The following is a 15,549-nucleotide window of genomic DNA, read 5'->3' on the forward strand; positions in this document are numbered from 1 at the left end:
AAATGGCGGTGAGGCGGGGATTCGAACCCCGGATGCAGCTTTTGACCGCATACTCCCTTAGCAGGGGAGCGCCTTCAGCCTCTCGGCCACCTCACCACACAACGCCTCTTTCGAGTGCTTCGAGTGACTCGTTAAGAGCTTCTCGTCGCTGCGTGGCGCATATATTACTTTCTGGGACTTATAAGTCAAACAATTTTCCAAAAGCTTTTATCGTTTGCACAAATCACACGCAATTCGCATGTAAAAGCCGCAAAGAGGGTGTTTTATAAGCGGATTTTGCAGGCATCTTCACATAAAACTGTGGCAGAAAAGGCAGTGCAGAGACGAGTAAAGGGTAACGGAGTGGTTAAAAAGAGAGCGGTTGAAATTAAACGGTAACTTTGAGCAGGAAAAATGACAGGAGGGTTGCGTCTCGCCCGACAGCGAGACGCGACAATATCAGTAACTGGACTGCTGGGATTTTTCAGCCTGGATACGCTGGTAGATCTCTTCACGGTGGACAGATACTTCTTTAGGAGCGTTAACACCAATACGTACCTGGTTACCCTTTACCCCTAAAACTGTCACGGTGACCTCATCCCCAATCATGAGGGTCTCACCAACTCGACGAGTCAGAATCAGCATTCTTTGCTCCTTGAAAGATTAAAAGAGTCGGGTCTCTTGTATCCCGGCATTATCCATCATATAACGCCAAAAAGTAAGCGATGACAAACACGTAAAGTGTAAGCAGTCACGGCATCACATTCTGTTAAACGTAAGTTTAGCCGATATACACAAACTCAACCTGACTTTATCGTTATCGATAGCACAGTGAACAAGACGCCATAACGTTACCGCTATGGCGTCTGCTTGTGCTTTGTAGTTATTACAGTTTCGCGCTTACCCAGCTTTCAACGCTGGCCAAAGCTTGCGGAAGTGCCGCCGCATCCGTACCACCGGCTTGCGCCATGTCCGGACGACCGCCACCTTTGCCGCCCACCTGCTGAGCGACCATACCAATCAGCTCCCCTGCTTTTACGCGGTCGGTCACATCCTTAGAGACGCCCGCAATCAGAGAAACCTTACCTTCTGCCACTGTCGCCAGCACGATAACGGTGGAACCAAGCTGGTTCTTGAGATCGTCGACCATAGTACGCAGCATCTTAGGCTCAACCCCCGCCAGATCGCTGACCAGCAGTTTAACGCCCTTAATGTCTACAGCCTTGCTGGAGAGGTTTGCACTCTCCTGCGCCGCAGCCTGCTCTTTCAGCTGCTGCAGCTCTTTTTCCAGCTGACGCGTGCGATCCAGTGCAACGCGCACTTTCTCGCCCAGGTTCTGGCTATCGCCTTTCAGCAGCTGCGCGATGTCGTGCAGCTGATCGCTCTGCGCATGCAGGCTGGCAATCGCCCCTTCACCGGTCACCGCTTCAATACGACGCACACCTGCCGCCGTCCCCGACTCGGAAACAATGCGGAACAGGCCAATGTCACCGGTGCGGGAGGCGTGAGTACCACCGCACAGCTCGGTAGAGAAGTCGCCCATGCTCAACACACGAACACGGTCGTCATATTTCTCACCAAACAGCGCCATCGCGCCTTTTTTCTTCGCCGCCTCGAGATCCATGATATGGGTTTCGATAGGCAGGTTACGACGGATCTGCGCGTTCACCAGATCTTCCACCGCACGGATTTCAGACGGTTTCATCGCTTCAAAATGCGAGAAGTCGAAACGCAGCACTTTGTCGTTAACCAGAGAACCTTTCTGTGCAACGTGGGTACCCAGCACCTCGCGCAGTGCAGCGTGCATCAGGTGGGTTGCAGAGTGGTTGAGACGAATGCGCGCGCGGCGAGCTTCATCAACGTTAGCCTGGACGCCCTCGCCCACTTTCAGAGAACCGGAAACCAGTTTGCCCTGGTGACCAATCGCCTGACCGTATTTCTGGGTGTCGCTCACGCTGAAGCTGAAACCGTTGCCTTTCAGTTCGCCTTTATCGCCAACCTGACCGCCGGATTCCGCATAGAACGGGGTTTTGTCCAGAATGACAACCGCATCCTGACCTGCGCTGATGCTCTCTACGGCTTTGCCGTCAACAAACAGGGCGGTCACTTTACCGGTCAGTTCCAGCGCGTCGTAACCTTTGAATTCAGACGCGCTATCAACGCGGATCATTGCGTTGTAGTCTGCACCGAAACCGCTGGACTCACGCGCGCGACGACGCTGCTCTTCCATCGCCGCTTCGAAGCCCGCTTCGTCAACTTTGATGTTGCGCTCGCGGCAAACATCTGCCGTCAGGTCAACCGGGAAGCCATAGGTGTCGTACAGACGGAAAGCGGTTTCGCCATCCAGCGTGTCGCCTTTCAGTTTCGCCAGCTCGTCGTCCAGCAGCGCCAGACCGCGCTCCAGTGTACGCGCAAACTGCTCTTCTTCGGTTTTCAGAACCTGCTCTACCTGTGCCTGCTGGCGTTTCAGCTCATCACCGGCAGCACCCATCACGCCAATCAGTGGCCCAACGAGTTTATAGAAGAAGGTGTCCTTCGCGCCCAGCATGTTGCCGTGACGGATGGCGCGACGAATGATACGACGCAGCACGTAGCCACGGTTTTCATTCGACGGGATAACACCGTCGGCGATCAGGAACGCACAGGAACGGATATGGTCGGCGATAACGCGCAGCGATTTGTTGTTCAGATCGGTCGCGCCGGTGACGTCCGCAACGGCTTTGATCAGAGTGCTGAACAGGTCAATCTCGTAGTTGGAGTTAACGTGCTGCAGAACCGCGGCAATACGCTCCAGGCCCATACCGGTATCAACGGAAGGCTTCGGCAGCGGCTCCATGGTACCGTCGGCCTGACGGTTGAACTGCATGAAGACGATGTTCCAGATCTCAATGTAGCGATCGCCGTCTTCTTCCGGACTGCCTGGAGGCCCGCCCCAAATGTGGTCGCCGTGATCGTAGAAGATCTCGGTGCACGGACCGCAAGGACCGGTATCACCCATCTGCCAGAAGTTGTCCGACGCGTATGGCGCGCCTTTGTTATCACCAATGCGAATAATACGCTCGCGCGGGATCCCGACTTCTTTTTCCCAGATTTCGTAGGCTTCGTCATCGGTTTCATAGACGGTAACCCACAGACGCTCTTTCGGCAGGTTGAACCAGTTTTCACCGGTCAGCAGTTCCCACGCGTATTGAATGGCATCGTGTTTGAAGTAGTCGCCGAAGCTGAAGTTACCCAGCATTTCGAAGAACGTGTGGTGACGCGCGGTGTAACCGACGTTTTCCAGGTCGTTGTGTTTACCGCCCGCACGCACGCAACGCTGTGAGGTTGTGGCGCGGGAATAATTACGCTTGTCGAGACCAAGGAACACATCCTTGAACTGGTTCATCCCGGCGTTGGTAAACAGCAGAGTCGGATCGTTGTTCGGTACCAGGGAGCTGCTGGCAACAACCTGGTGTCCCTTACTATGGAAAAAATCGAGAAACGCCTGACGGATCTCAGCGGTGCTCTTGCTCATAATTATCCTGAAATCAAGCTAACGAAATGTCGTAGCAGGTCTGTATCGGTAAACCCCTGGACAGGCCAGCTACTGGAAAAAGTGGGAATAAGATAAGTTTTCTTTAGTGGGAAGTAAAATCCCGCATGCGTTCAATCGGCAAAATTACGCCAGATATCCTGAATATCTTCCATCAGGAAGCCGCGGTAGAGCAAAAAGCGCTGGATTTTAACTTTTTCTGAAAATCCGTGCGGCAGGGGTTCACCGTACTTGCGGATCGCCTGCTCTTTTGCCAGCGCACACCAGTCGGTGTCGCATTCACGCATCGCTTTTTCAATGGACTCACGGGAAACGCCTTTCTGGTTTAGCTCCTGACGAATACGCGCCGGTCCATATCCTTTGCGGCCTCGGCTGGCGAGAAACCGGGAAGCGAAACGATCATCATCCAGATAGTGGTGTTCGTAACACCAGGCAATCACCCGGTCATAATCTTCCGCGGTGGCATCAATCTCTTCCGGCCCGTTTTTACCCATCACCGGCGCCGACAGTTTTCGGCGCAGCTCCTGTTCACTGTGGTCACGGACAGCAAGAATGCGTACCGCACGGTCCAACAAGCGTGCATATGCGGGTCGGCGGGTCGTCGGTTCACTCATAAAAAACCTGCTGATTCAGAAATGCAAAAAGGGCCGCATCAGCAGCCCTTCATGGTTAAACGAAAGAATTAAAAGTCTTCGTTGGTTTCTTCAGCATCCGCGCTATCCACCGCGAAGTCTGGAGTAGCATCCTGATTATTCAGCAGAAGCTCACGCACTTTCTTCTCAATCTCTTTCGCCGCAGCCGGGTTCTCTTTCAGCCAGGCGATCGCATTCGCTTTACCCTGACCAATTTTGTCACCGTTGTAGCTGTACCAGGCACCTGCTTTTTCGATCAGCTTCTCTTTCACACCCAGGTCAACCAGCTCGCCGAAGAAGTTAATCCCTTCGCCGTAGAGGATCTGGAATTCAGCCTGTTTGAACGGCGCTGCAATTTTGTTCTTCACAACCTTCACGCGGGTTTCGCTCCCGACCACGTTCTCGCCCTCTTTCACCGCACCGATACGGCGGATATCCAGACGGACAGAGGCGTAGAATTTCAGGGCGTTACCACCGGTGGTCGTTTCCGGGTTACCGAACATCACACCAATTTTCATACGGATCTGGTTGATGAAGATCAGCAGCGTATTGGACTGCTTCAGGTTACCGGCCAGCTTACGCATCGCCTGGCTCATCATACGTGCCGCGAGGCCCATGTGAGAGTCGCCGATTTCGCCTTCGATTTCCGCTTTTGGCGTCAGTGCTGCCACGGAGTCGACCACGATAACGTCAACCGCACCGGAGCGCGCCAGCGCGTCACAAATTTCCAGCGCCTGTTCACCGGTGTCCGGCTGAGAACAGAGCAGGTTGTCGATATCCACGCCCAGCTTACGCGCATAAACCGGATCCAGCGCGTGCTCGGCATCGATGAACGCACAGGTTTTACCTTCGCGCTGAGCGGCGGCAATGACCTGCAGCGTCAGGGTGGTTTTACCGGAGGATTCTGGCCCGTAGATTTCTACGATACGGCCCATTGGCAGGCCGCCCGCGCCCAGCGCGATATCCAGAGAAAGCGAACCGGTGGAGATCGTTTCCACATCCATGGTACGGTCTTCACCCAGGCGCATGATGGAGCCTTTACCGAATTGCTTTTCGATCTGGCCCAGTGCTGCCGCCAACGCTTTCTGTTTGTTTTCGTCGATAGCCATTATTACTCCTGTCATGCCGGGAGAAGCGACTGTGCTTCACCGTGGATTTCTGTTCTGTTGGTGCAATTATACTGTATGGTCATACAGTATCAAGTGTTTTGTAGAAATTGTTGCCAGAGCGTTTTTAACGCATAAACGGTGGCCTGACGACGCACGCTTTCGCGATCGCCGCTAAAGCACTCCCGGCGGGTGATCCCTTCGCATTTGGCGCTGGCAAACCCAAACCAGACGGTGCCGACAGGCTTCACGTCGCTGCCGCCGTCCGGACCCGCGATGCCGCTAATGGAGATCGCGTAATCGGCCCGTGCCTCTTTGAGCGCGCCAATGGCCATCTCGATCACCACCGGTTCGCTGACCGCGCCATGCTGTTCAAGGGTGGATTCCCGCACGCCAATCATCTGTGCTTTTGCTTCGTTACTGTAGGTCACAAAGCCACGTTCAAACCAGGCGGAACTGCCGGCAATATCGGTAATCGCTTTGGCAACCCAGCCGCCCGTACAGGACTCAGCGGTGGTGACGGTCGCCCCACGTTGCTTAAGCGCCAGGCCCACTATCTCGCTCAGCTGCATCAATTCATGGTCAGTCATTCTCGCTCCAGGCATCAGAAAAACGTGCTGCACAAGATAGCACTTTCTCGTCAGATATGGGGATGCACTTCCGGTTTTACGAGGGGGCTTCAGAAAATAGCCGGTGCGGGCGCACCGGCAAGCGAAAGATTATTTCATGCTGATGGCGAGGATATTCACATTGTGGCGAAACGCCTTAACGTAGGTATCCGCCACGCCGCCTTTGGACGACAGCGCTTCCGGGTAAAGTTCGCCCCCCGGCTGTGCCCCTGTCGCCGATGCAATCTGCTTCACCAGCCGCGGGTCAAGCTGGTTTTCCATAAACCAGGTCTTCACCCCGTCGGCTTTGATCTGGTTGATAATTTCCGCAACCTGCGCCGCGCTCGCTTCACTCTCAGAGGAGAGCCCCTGCGGTGCCATAAACGTCACGCCGTAGGCGCGGCCAAAATAACCAAAAGCGTCGTGGCTGGTCAGCACCTTACGCTTCGCCTGTGGAATCTGGCTGAACTGCGCTTTGGCCCAGCTGTCCAGTTGGTTAAGCTGCGCGATATACCTTTTTCCGGACGCTTCCAGCGCGGCTTTGTCTTGCGGATCGGCGTTTACCAGCCCGTTCAGAATATTTTGCGCATACAGTGCGCCATTCGCCGCGCTGTTCCACGCATGCGGATCGGTCACGGTTTTGCCCTCTTCTTCCAGGGTGTGTGTTTTGACACCTGCTGACGCCACCACCAGTTGGCCCTTAAATCCGGAGGCCTTCACCAGACGGTCAATCCAGCCCTCCAGACCCAGACCGTTCACCACCACCACATCCGCCTTGCTCAGCGCCGCGCTGTCTTTCGGTGAGGGTTCGAAGGTATGCGGATCGCCGTCAGGCCCAACCAGCGTGGTCACATTCACCCGATCGCCGCCCACCTCCTGCGTGATATCCCCCAGTATCGAAAAGCTGGCGACTACATTCAGGGTTTTCGCCATCACCCCCTGCGACATCATCCCCAGCGCGAGCGCCACCATTAGTCCTGTACGTTTCATCATTTCCCCTTGCGTTAAAAAAGCGTACGCAGGCTGCCCGCGAGCCTGCTTCGCGTACCAAATAAGACAGAAACCAGGAACAGTGCGCTGGCCGTCAGCACGATGGACGGCCCGGCGGGCAGACTCACCGCCCAGGAGAGGCTTAGCCCCAGCCACGCGCAAAAAATGCCGCTAATGCCCGCCATCAGGAGTAGCCCTGGCAACGTGCGCACCCAGCAGCGCGCCGCCACCGCCGGCAGCATCATCAGCCCGACAGCCATCAGCGTGCCAAGCACCTGAAATCCGGCCACCAGGTTAAGCACCAGCAGTGCCAGAAACAGTCCGTGCAGCAGGCCTGGCAGCCAGCGGGCGTTCACCTGCAGCCAGGCGGTATCAAACGCCTCGGACACCAGCCCGCGATAGAAAACCGCCAGCGCCAGCAGCGTGAACATGCAAACGCCTGCCACAAACAGCGCGGCGTCGTTATCCACTGCCAGAATGGAGCCAAACAGCAGGTGCAGCAGATCGACATTTGAGCCTCGCAGCGATACCAGCGTCACGCCCAGCGCCAGCGAGCCAAGATAGAACCCGGCAAAGCTGGCATCCTCTTTAAGCGGCGTACGACGACTAACCAGCCCGGCCACCAGCGCGACGACAATCCCGGCAATAAATCCGCCGATACTCATTGCCAGCAGTGACATGCCGTTCAGCAGATAGCCCACGGCAACGCCGGGCAATATGGCGTGTGAAAGGGCATCGCCCATCAGGCTCATCCGGCGAAGTTGCAGAAACACGCCGAGCGCGGTGGTACTGACAGAAAGCGCCAGGCAAACCACCAGCGCGCGACGCATAAAGCCGTACTCGATAAACGGCTGAAAAAAGAGATGCCAGATCATGCCACCCTCACCCGCTCGGTCTTCCATTGGGGAATGTCAGCGTCCAGCCGTAACGTCTGCGGGAAGTGGCGCGACACGCGCTCGCTGTCGTGCAGTACCGCAAGCAGCGTTTGACCCTGCATATACATCTCCAGCATCAGATCCATCAGTACATTGCAGGTGGCTTCATCGACCCCGGTAAAGGGCTCATCGAGCATCACCAGCGGTGCCTGCTGTACCAGGATGCGGGCAAACAGCATGCGCTGAAACTGACCGCCGGAGAGCTCATCGATAGTGGATAACGCCATGGATTCGAGCCCCACGCGTTCCAGCGCGCGGGCAATACGCAAGCGTGTTTCCCGACGGAGAGCGGAAAATAGCGAAATACACGGCCAGCAGCCCATGCTGACGACATCCTGTACGGTCACGGGAAATTGCGCCTCCAGCGCGTGACGCTGCGCCAGCCAGCCAATGACCGGGCGCTTTCCCTGCCAGCGGAAGCTGCCGTTTACGGGGGGAATAAACCCGGCGAGCGTTTTCAGCAGCGTGGATTTCCCGCAGCCGTTAGCGCCGATAATGGCGGTCATGCTTCCCCGCTCAATCAAGCCGGATAGCGCACGCGTGACGGGTATACGGTCATAACCCGCAATCAGTTCATCCATCACAATCATGGCAATGCCACCGCCCAGCGCACAGCCAGGCCGATAAAGAGAACAAGCACCAGCGCCAGCAAAAGCCGAACGGGCGCAGAGAGAGAAAAAAGGGACGTTGACATCTCGATACCATAATTAATGTTATAACATAACGATAATCAAAGGTAACTGAGATGTAAATGGCGCGTTTGAAACGGGAGTGTGGCGAAATGTTTCTGCAAAATGCCCCTCTCCCGTGGGAGAGGGTCAGGGTGAGGGCATCAGGTCGCACCGTGCGCGCAACCATGCCGGGTAGCGGCGTTGCCTTACCCGGCCTACCCGTCAGAGCGATCTACTGACTAAACGGCGACGCTGCCGGCACGCGGGCCTGCGATACCGCCAGACCCAGCTGCCATACGGCCATCGCATAGTGGGTGCTGTGGTTATAGCGGGTAATGGTGTAGAAGTTCGGCATGCCGTACCAGTACTGATAGCCCGTTCCCACATCCAGGCGCAGCAGACTCACCTGATCAACATTGCCCAGCGGCTGCGTTGGCGTTAAGCCCGCCGCCGCCAGCTGAGCGACGCTGTATTTGGTTTTGAAGCCGTTTTCCAGACCAAACGCCTCGCCGTTTGCCTGAACGGCAACCTGACCACCCGGTGTCCAGCCGTGCGCTTTGAAGTAGTTCGCCACGCTGCCGATGGCATCCACCGGATCCCACAGGTTGATATGACCATCCCCGTTAAAGTCGACGGCATACTGTTTATAGGAGGACGGCATAAACTGGCCGTAGCCCATCGCACCGGCAAACGATCCTTTCAGTTCGAGCGGATCATCCTGTTCGTTGCGCGCCATCAGCAGGAAGGTTTCCAGCTCGGAAGAGAAATACTCCGCACGGCGCGGATAGTTAAAGGAGAGCGTCGCCAGCGCATCCAGAATGCGGGTTTTCCCCATCACGCGACCCCAGCGGGTTTCCACGCCGATAATCCCGACGATGATTTCAGGCGGTACGCCGTACACCTGCCAGGCGCGGTTGAGCGCATCTTCATACTGATTCCAGAACACCACGCCGTTTTGCACGTTGTCCGGGGTAATAAACTGTTTGCGATAGCGCAGCCACGCACCGTTTGGCCCGCTCGGCACCTGGGCCGTCGGCGCCTGCCTGTCCATCAGGCGCAGCACGTAGTCCAGACGTTTCGCCTGTGACAAAATTTCGTGCAGCTGCTGTCTGTCAAAGCCGTGTTTGCTCACCATTTTATCGATGAACTGCTCGGCCGCCGGGTTGTTCGCGAAGTCGCCGCCCATCTGCATCATATTGTGCTGCGGCTCCAGCAGGAATCCTCCGGAAGGCGCGCCCGCCGTTTGCTGAACGGCTTCGGTCTTAGGTTTGCTACTACAGGCAGACAGCAGAATAAGCGCAGGCAACAGCGCTGCATAACGACGCTTGAACATGAGACATCCATTTAACGGGTTCGATAAGAACCCAGTATGGTAAAGCATCCGCAACACCTCAAGGAAGCAGTACACACCTCCCCCACGCAAATCCGCCCTTTTTTCCACCGAAAATCCATTCCCCCATCGATTAACTTTCAAAATAATCCATTTTTCTTTCATTGTGAGATATGATTAACACTTTAAAACCTTTCAAAGTGATTATTATTAGTCGCGGTAATACAAAAACAAAAGCCCAGAGGAGAGAAGAATGATAGAAACCATCACCCACGGCGCCGAGTGGTTCATCGGGCTGTTTCAGAAAGGCGGAGAAGTGTTCACCGGCATGGTGACCGGGATCCTGCCCCTGCTGATCAGCCTGCTGGTGATCATGAACGCCCTGATTAACTTTATCGGCCAGCAGCGCATTGAACGTTTCGCCCAGCGCTGCGCCGGGAACCCGCTGTCCCGCTACCTGGTGTTACCTTTCATCGGCACTTTCGTGTTCTGCAACCCGATGACCTTAAGCCTCGGTCGCTTTATGCCAGAAAAGTACAAGCCGAGTTATTACGCTGCCGCCTCCTACAGCTGTCATTCCATGAACGGCCTGTTCCCGCACATCAACCCCGGCGAGCTGTTTGTCTATCTCGGGATCGCCAGCGGTCTCACCACCCTTGGCCTGCCGCTCGGTCCGCTGGCGGTGAGCTATCTGCTGGTTGGTCTGGTGACCAACTTCTTCCGCGGCTGGGTGACGGACCTCACCACCGCCATTTTCGAGAAAAAAATGGGCATCCAGCTTGAACAGAAAGTCCAGCTTTCAGGAGCCACAGCATGAACCGGATCCGCATTGAGAAAGGCACAGGCGGCTGGGGCGGCCCGCTGGAGTTCGACGCCACCGAAGGCAAAAAAATCGTCTACATCACCGCGGGCACGCGCCCGGCGATCGTCGACAAGCTGCATGAACTGACCGGCTGGGAAGCGGTCGATGGCTTCAAAGAGGGCGAACCGCCGGAAGCGGAAATCGGCGTGGCGGTGATCGACTGCGGCGGCACGCTGCGCTGCGGCATCTATCCGAAGCGTCGCATTCCAACGGTGAACATTCACTCCACCGGAAAATCAGGCCCACTGGCGCAGTACATCCTTGATGACATCTATGTGTCGGGTGTGAAGGAGGACAACATCACTCTGGTGAATGGCACTCCCGCGCCGCAAAAAGCGGCCCCGCGCGATTACGACACCAGCAAGAAGATCACCGAGCAGAGCGATGGCCTGCTGGCAAAAGTCGGGATGGGCATGGGGTCCGCCGTGGCGGTGCTGTTCCAGTCCGGGCGCGACACCATCGACACGGTGCTGAAAACCATCCTGCCGTTTATGGCATTCGTCTCGGCGCTGATCGGCATCATCATGGCGTCTGGTCTGGGTGACTGGATTGCCCACGGCCTTGCCCCGCTCGCCAGCCATCCGCTCGGGCTGGTCACGCTGGCGCTGATCTGCTCCTTCCCGCTGCTGTCGCCGTTCCTCGGCCCGGGTGCGGTGATTGCCCAGGTCATCGGCGTGCTGATTGGCGTGCAGATTGGCCTGGGCAATATTCCCCCGCACCTCGCCCTGCCCGCCCTGTTTGCCATTAACGCTCAGGCGGCGTGCGACTTCATCCCCGTTGGGCTGTCGCTGGCCGAAGCGCGCCAGGACACCGTGCGCGTGGGCGTGCCGTCCGTGCTGGTCAGCCGCTTCCTGACGGGCGCTCCGACGGTGCTGATTGCCTGGTTTGTCTCTGGCTTTATTTATCAATAAGAGGTTTTTGCAATGACCGTGATTTACCAGACCACCATTACCCGCATCGGCCAGAGCGCAGCCGACGCATTAAGCGACCAGATGCTGATCACCTTCCGCGAAGGGGCGCCTGCGGATATCGAAGAGTTTTGTTTTATTCACTGCCACGGCGAGCTGAAGGGCGAGCTGAAGGCCGGTAGCCAGCTGGAGCTGGGCGAGGCGCGCTATGCCGTGACCGCCGTCGGCGACGTGGCTGAGCAAAACCTGCGCGAGCTGGGCCACATCACCCTGCGCTTTGATGGCCAGCCGCAGGCGGAATATCCCGGCACGGTTCACGTCGATGGTCCGGTTCCGCAGGCTGTCACCCCAGGCTGCACGTTAAAATTTGTTGCGTAATTAAGGAGATAGACATGAGTCAGGTTGCCGTTGTCATTGGTGGGGGACAAACCTTAGGCGAGTTCCTCTGCCGTGGGCTTGCCGCAGAAGGTTACCGCGTGGCGGTAGTGGACATTCAGAGTGAAAAAGCCGCCCGCGTGGCGGATAGCATCAATACCGAGTTTGGCGAAGGAATGGCGTACGGCTTTGGTGCCGACGCCACCAGCGAGCAGAGCGTGATGGCGCTGGCCCGCGGCGTGGATGAAATTTTTGGTCGTACCGACCTGCTGGTCTACAGCGCGGGAATCGCAAAAGCCGCGTTTATCAGCGATTTCGAACTGGGGGATTTTGACCGCTCGCTGCAGGTCAATCTGGTGGGCTATTTCCTCTGCGCCCGCGAGTTTTCCCGTCTGATGATCCGCGACGGCATTCAGGGGCGCATCATTCAGATCAACTCAAAATCAGGGAAAGTGGGCAGCAAGCACAACTCCGGCTACAGCGCGGCGAAGTTTGGCGGCGTGGGGCTGACGCAGTCCCTGGCGCTGGATCTGGCCGAATACGGGATCACCGTTCACTCGCTGATGCTGGGCAACCTGCTGAAATCGCCGATGTTCCAGTCCCTGCTGCCGCAGTACGCCACCAAGCTTGGCATCAAAGAGGAAGAGGTGGAGCAGTATTACATCGATAAAGTGCCGCTGAAGCGCGGGTGCGATTATCAGGACGTGCTGAACATGCTGCTGTTTTACGCCAGCCCGAAAGCCTCGTACTGCACCGGGCAGTCGATTAACGTCACCGGCGGACAGGTGATGTTCTGATCGCGCGGGCGGATGCCCTCACCCTAACCCTCTCCCACAGGGAGAGGGCATACAACAAGGAGCCGATATGGTCACCGCACTCATTACCGTCGCCGCCCTCGCCTGGATCTGCCAGATGGCGTTTGGCGGCTGGCAAATCCACCAGTTTAACCGCGCGTTTGACGCCCTGTGCCAGAAAGGTCGCGTGGGCGTCGGGCGGTCCGGCGGACGTTTCAAACCGCGGGTCGTCGTCGCGGTTGCGCTGGATGAAAACAATAACGTCTGCGATTCCCTGATCATGCGCGGGATGACCGTCTTCGCGCGGCCGGTGAAAATCCAGGCAATCAACGGCATTTCGTTGCAGGAATTGCGGCCTGATGTGATCTTTCCCCATGATCCACTCTGTCAGAATGCACTATCATTAGCGCTTAATCTGAAACATGGATAATTTCGTTGTGAAAGCTATAACCTTGCGAAATTATCATTTCGCAACCTAAGGAACGAAGCGCCTATGAAACCTCGTCAGCGGCAGGCGGCCATTCTCGAGTATCTGCAAAAGCAGGGAAAATGCTCGGTAGACGATCTGGCCCACTACTTTGACACTACCGGCACGACAATACGCAAGGACCTGGTATTGCTCGAAAATTCTGGCGCCGTCATCCGAACCTACGGCGGCGTGGTGCTCAACAAAGACGAAGCGGACCCGCCCATCGATCACAAAACGCTGATCAACACCCACCAGAAGGCGCAGATTGCCGAAGCGGCGGTAAAATTTATCCACGATGGCGACTCTATTATTCTGGATGCAGGCAGCACCGTGCTGCAGATGATCCCCCTGCTCAGCCGCTTTAATAACATCACCGTGATGACTAACAGTCTGCACATCGTCAACGCCCTGTCAGAGTTTGACAGCGAGCAGACCATCCTGATGCCCGGCGGTACCTTCCGTAAGAAATCCGCGTCGTTTCACGGGCAGCTGGCCGAGAACGCCTTCGACCACTTCAGCTTCGATAAACTGTTTATGGGGACCGACGGCATCGACCTGAACGCGGGCGTCACCACCTTCAACGAGGTGTTCAACGTCAGCAAAGCGATGTGTAACGCCGCGCGGGAAGTGATTTTAATGGCGGACTCGTCGAAGTTTGGCCGTAAAAGCCCCAACATTGTCTGCAGCCTGGAAAGCGTCGACAAACTGATTACCGACGCAGGTATCGACCCGGCGTTCAAAAAAGCGCTGGAAGAGAAAGGCATCGACGTGATCGTAACCGGAGAGAAAGATGAGTGATTTTCTGTTAAACGCTGGCCGCCAGACCCTGATGCTGGAACTGCAGGAAGCCAGCCGCCTGCCGGAGCGTCTGGGCGATGAGTTTGTGCGCGCGGCCAACACCATTATCCAGTGCGAAGGAAAGGTGATTGTCTCCGGGATCGGCAAATCCGGCCATATTGGCAAGAAGATTGCCGCGACCCTGGCCAGCACCGGGACACCGGCGTTCTTCGTGCATCCGGCAGAAGCGCTGCACGGCGATCTGGGGATGATCGAAAGCCGCGACGTGATGCTGTTTATCTCTTACTCCGGTTCAGCCAAAGAGCTGGATCTCATCATTCCGCGCCTGCAGGAAAAGGCGGTCGCTCTGCTGGCGATGACCGGAAAATCCCGCTCGCCACTGGCGCTGGCCGCCAAAGCGACGCTGGATATTTCCGTGGAGCGCGAAGCCTGTCCGATGCATCTCGCCCCCACTTCCAGTACCGTTAACACGCTGATGATGGGCGACGCGCTGGCCATGGCGGTAATGCAGGCGCGCGGCTTTAACGAAGAAGATTTTGCCCGTTCGCATCCGGCGGGCGCGCTCGGCGCACGACTGCTCAATAAAGTGCACCATCTGATGCGCACCGACGATGCCATTCCGCAGGTTAAGCTCGATACCAGCGTTATGGACGCGATGCTGGAACTCAGCCGCACCGGCCTGGGCCTGGTGGCGGTGTGTGACAACGAGGGCTTTGTGAAGGGCGTCTTTACCGACGGCGACCTTAGGCGCTGGCTGGTGGGTGGCGGCAAGCTGGAATCCCAGGTGTCAGAAGCGATGACCCGGGGCGGGCTAACGCTGAACGCTGAGAGCCGCGCTATTGAGGCCAAAGAGAGCCTGATGAAACGCAAAATCACCGCCGCGCCGGTGGTGGATGACGCCGGCAAACTGTGCGGCGCCATCAACCTGCAGGATTTCTACCAGGCCGGGATCATCTAACGCTTCAGTCCATGGCGCTTCGCCAGTCGGTGTCGGCTGGCGACGTCCATCTCAGGAGCCCGCTTTCTTTTACGCATTTTATTCATGAAGTAAATACATATTAGGTAAATCATTATTAATCCCTTATTTATTCTGTCCATAACGGTTTAAATGCGGAACAGGTGTAAAACATCAACCTGTTTTATTCCCTGATTCCGGCTTAGTCTGATTATTAATTACTCAGCCGGAGACCTCCCATGGCGACTTTCACTAAAGAACTACACTATCTTTCAACCTATTTTAAGCAGGTTAAAAAATCAGAGCATATATTGTTTCGCTGGCTCTACCTGAGCCCGGAGGCGCGCATTGAGTGTCTGCGCGAACTGATGATGCCCGTGAGCGCCCCTAAAAAATGAGTGCGCCCAGAGCTTACAGGCCGGGTATGCCCAGCGCAACCCGGCAAAAAGCGGAACAAATAATTCAATTCATCATTGTTTATTTAAATATAAATTAGCTGAACAAATATAATTAAATTAATTTATGCTGCATCACAATTTCATCCATCCTGCTTTCTCATTAAAATAAAAACTGTTATTTTTCGATGTGAATTAAGTTTTACTGGA

17 protein-coding genes and 1 tRNA gene are annotated in these 15,549 nt (G+C 56.1%); 8 read left to right on the forward strand and 10 right to left on the reverse strand.

The genetic code is table 11. The annotated features are described in order from the left end of the window. Nucleotides 1-3: 3 nt before the first annotated feature. From C5687_RS15655 to mltB, 10 genes are all read right to left on the reverse strand, one after another. A tRNA-Ser gene (locus tag C5687_RS15655) sits at nucleotides 4-96 on the reverse strand. 342 nt (nucleotides 97-438) lie between these two features. After that, nucleotides 439-624: a carbon storage regulator CsrA gene (csrA, locus tag C5687_RS15660; protein ID WP_000906486.1), complete on the reverse strand. Its 186-nt coding sequence runs from the start codon at nucleotides 622-624 to the stop codon at nucleotides 439-441. A 241-nt stretch (nucleotides 625-865) separates the two neighbouring features. Further along, nucleotides 866-3,493: an alanine--tRNA ligase gene (gene alaS, locus C5687_RS15665; protein WP_059386978.1), complete on the reverse strand. Its 2,628-nt coding sequence runs from the start codon at nucleotides 3,491-3,493 to the stop codon at nucleotides 866-868. A 131-nt stretch (nucleotides 3,494-3,624) separates the two neighbouring features. Further along, a complete protein-coding gene (recX, locus tag C5687_RS15670) occupies nucleotides 3,625-4,125 on the reverse strand; it encodes a recombination regulator RecX (protein WP_047959316.1) in 501 nt (166 codons plus the stop codon). Between the two features lie 68 nt (nucleotides 4,126-4,193). Next, on the reverse strand, nucleotides 4,194-5,252 hold the full coding sequence (recA, locus tag C5687_RS15675; RefSeq protein WP_025757123.1) for a recombinase RecA: 1,059 nt from the start codon (nucleotides 5,250-5,252) through the stop codon (nucleotides 4,194-4,196). Nucleotides 5,253-5,341: 89 nt separating this feature from the next. Next, nucleotides 5,342-5,839 (reverse strand): nicotinamide-nucleotide amidase, encoded by a 498-nt coding sequence (pncC, locus tag C5687_RS15680; protein WP_104557304.1) that lies wholly within the window; start codon nucleotides 5,837-5,839, stop codon nucleotides 5,342-5,344. 129 nt (nucleotides 5,840-5,968) lie between these two features. Continuing rightward, a complete protein-coding gene (locus C5687_RS15685) occupies nucleotides 5,969-6,847 on the reverse strand; it encodes a metal ABC transporter substrate-binding protein (RefSeq protein ID WP_104557305.1) in 879 nt (292 codons plus the stop codon). Between the two features lie 14 nt (nucleotides 6,848-6,861). Continuing rightward, nucleotides 6,862-7,722, reverse strand: coding sequence for a metal ABC transporter permease (locus tag C5687_RS15690; RefSeq protein ID WP_059386979.1), 861 nt, complete (start codon nucleotides 7,720-7,722; stop codon nucleotides 6,862-6,864). Further along, entirely contained in the window at nucleotides 7,719-8,372 is a 654-nt protein-coding gene (locus C5687_RS15695; protein WP_104557306.1) for a metal ABC transporter ATP-binding protein, read from the reverse strand. The genes C5687_RS15690 and C5687_RS15695 overlap by 4 nt, the downstream gene beginning before the upstream one ends. A 313-nt stretch (nucleotides 8,373-8,685) precedes the next feature. Next, nucleotides 8,686-9,786: a lytic murein transglycosylase B gene (mltB, locus tag C5687_RS15700; protein ID WP_025757118.1), complete on the reverse strand. Its 1,101-nt coding sequence runs from the start codon at nucleotides 9,784-9,786 to the stop codon at nucleotides 8,686-8,688. A 250-nt stretch (nucleotides 9,787-10,036) separates the two neighbouring features. On the opposite strand from mltB, the gene srlA reads away from it, so the two are divergent. The 8 genes from srlA to C5687_RS24905 all read left to right on the forward strand — a co-directional run bounded on the left by srlA (nucleotide 10,037) and on the right by C5687_RS24905 (nucleotide 15,342). Then, nucleotides 10,037-10,600, forward strand: coding sequence for a PTS glucitol/sorbitol transporter subunit IIC (gene srlA / locus C5687_RS15705; protein ID WP_025757117.1), 564 nt, complete (start codon nucleotides 10,037-10,039; stop codon nucleotides 10,598-10,600). Further along, nucleotides 10,597-11,556: a PTS glucitol/sorbitol transporter subunit IIB gene (srlE, locus tag C5687_RS15710; RefSeq protein WP_104557307.1), complete on the forward strand. Its 960-nt coding sequence runs from the start codon at nucleotides 10,597-10,599 to the stop codon at nucleotides 11,554-11,556. Before srlA ends, srlE begins: the two co-directional genes overlap by 4 nt. Before the next feature lie 12 nt (nucleotides 11,557-11,568). Next, on the forward strand, nucleotides 11,569-11,931 hold the full coding sequence (gene srlB / locus C5687_RS15715) for a PTS glucitol/sorbitol transporter subunit IIA (protein ID WP_024907705.1): 363 nt from the start codon (nucleotides 11,569-11,571) through the stop codon (nucleotides 11,929-11,931). Nucleotides 11,932-11,945: 14 nt separating this feature from the next. Continuing rightward, nucleotides 11,946-12,725, forward strand: coding sequence for a sorbitol-6-phosphate dehydrogenase (srlD, locus tag C5687_RS15720; protein WP_047959322.1), 780 nt, complete (start codon nucleotides 11,946-11,948; stop codon nucleotides 12,723-12,725). 67 nt (nucleotides 12,726-12,792) lie between these two features. Beyond that, a complete protein-coding gene (gene gutM, locus C5687_RS15725; RefSeq protein WP_045286053.1) occupies nucleotides 12,793-13,152 on the forward strand; it encodes a transcriptional regulator GutM in 360 nt (119 codons plus the stop codon). 63 nt (nucleotides 13,153-13,215) lie between these two features. Beyond that, complete coding sequence (gene srlR / locus C5687_RS15730) at nucleotides 13,216-13,989, forward strand: glucitol operon DNA-binding transcriptional repressor SrlR (protein ID WP_025757113.1); 774 nt, start codon at nucleotides 13,216-13,218, stop codon at nucleotides 13,987-13,989. After that, complete coding sequence (gene gutQ, locus C5687_RS15735; protein WP_104557308.1) at nucleotides 13,982-14,947, forward strand: arabinose-5-phosphate isomerase GutQ; 966 nt, start codon at nucleotides 13,982-13,984, stop codon at nucleotides 14,945-14,947. The genes srlR and gutQ overlap by 8 nt, the downstream gene beginning before the upstream one ends. Nucleotides 14,948-15,183: 236 nt before the next feature. Beyond that, complete coding sequence (locus tag C5687_RS24905; protein WP_202911299.1) at nucleotides 15,184-15,342, forward strand: hypothetical protein; 159 nt, start codon at nucleotides 15,184-15,186, stop codon at nucleotides 15,340-15,342. The last annotated feature ends 207 nt before the right edge of the window (nucleotides 15,343-15,549 follow it).

It is taken from the genome of Enterobacter sichuanensis (genome assembly GCF_002939185.1).
Taxonomy (GTDB): domain Bacteria; phylum Pseudomonadota; class Gammaproteobacteria; order Enterobacterales; family Enterobacteriaceae; genus Enterobacter; species Enterobacter sichuanensis.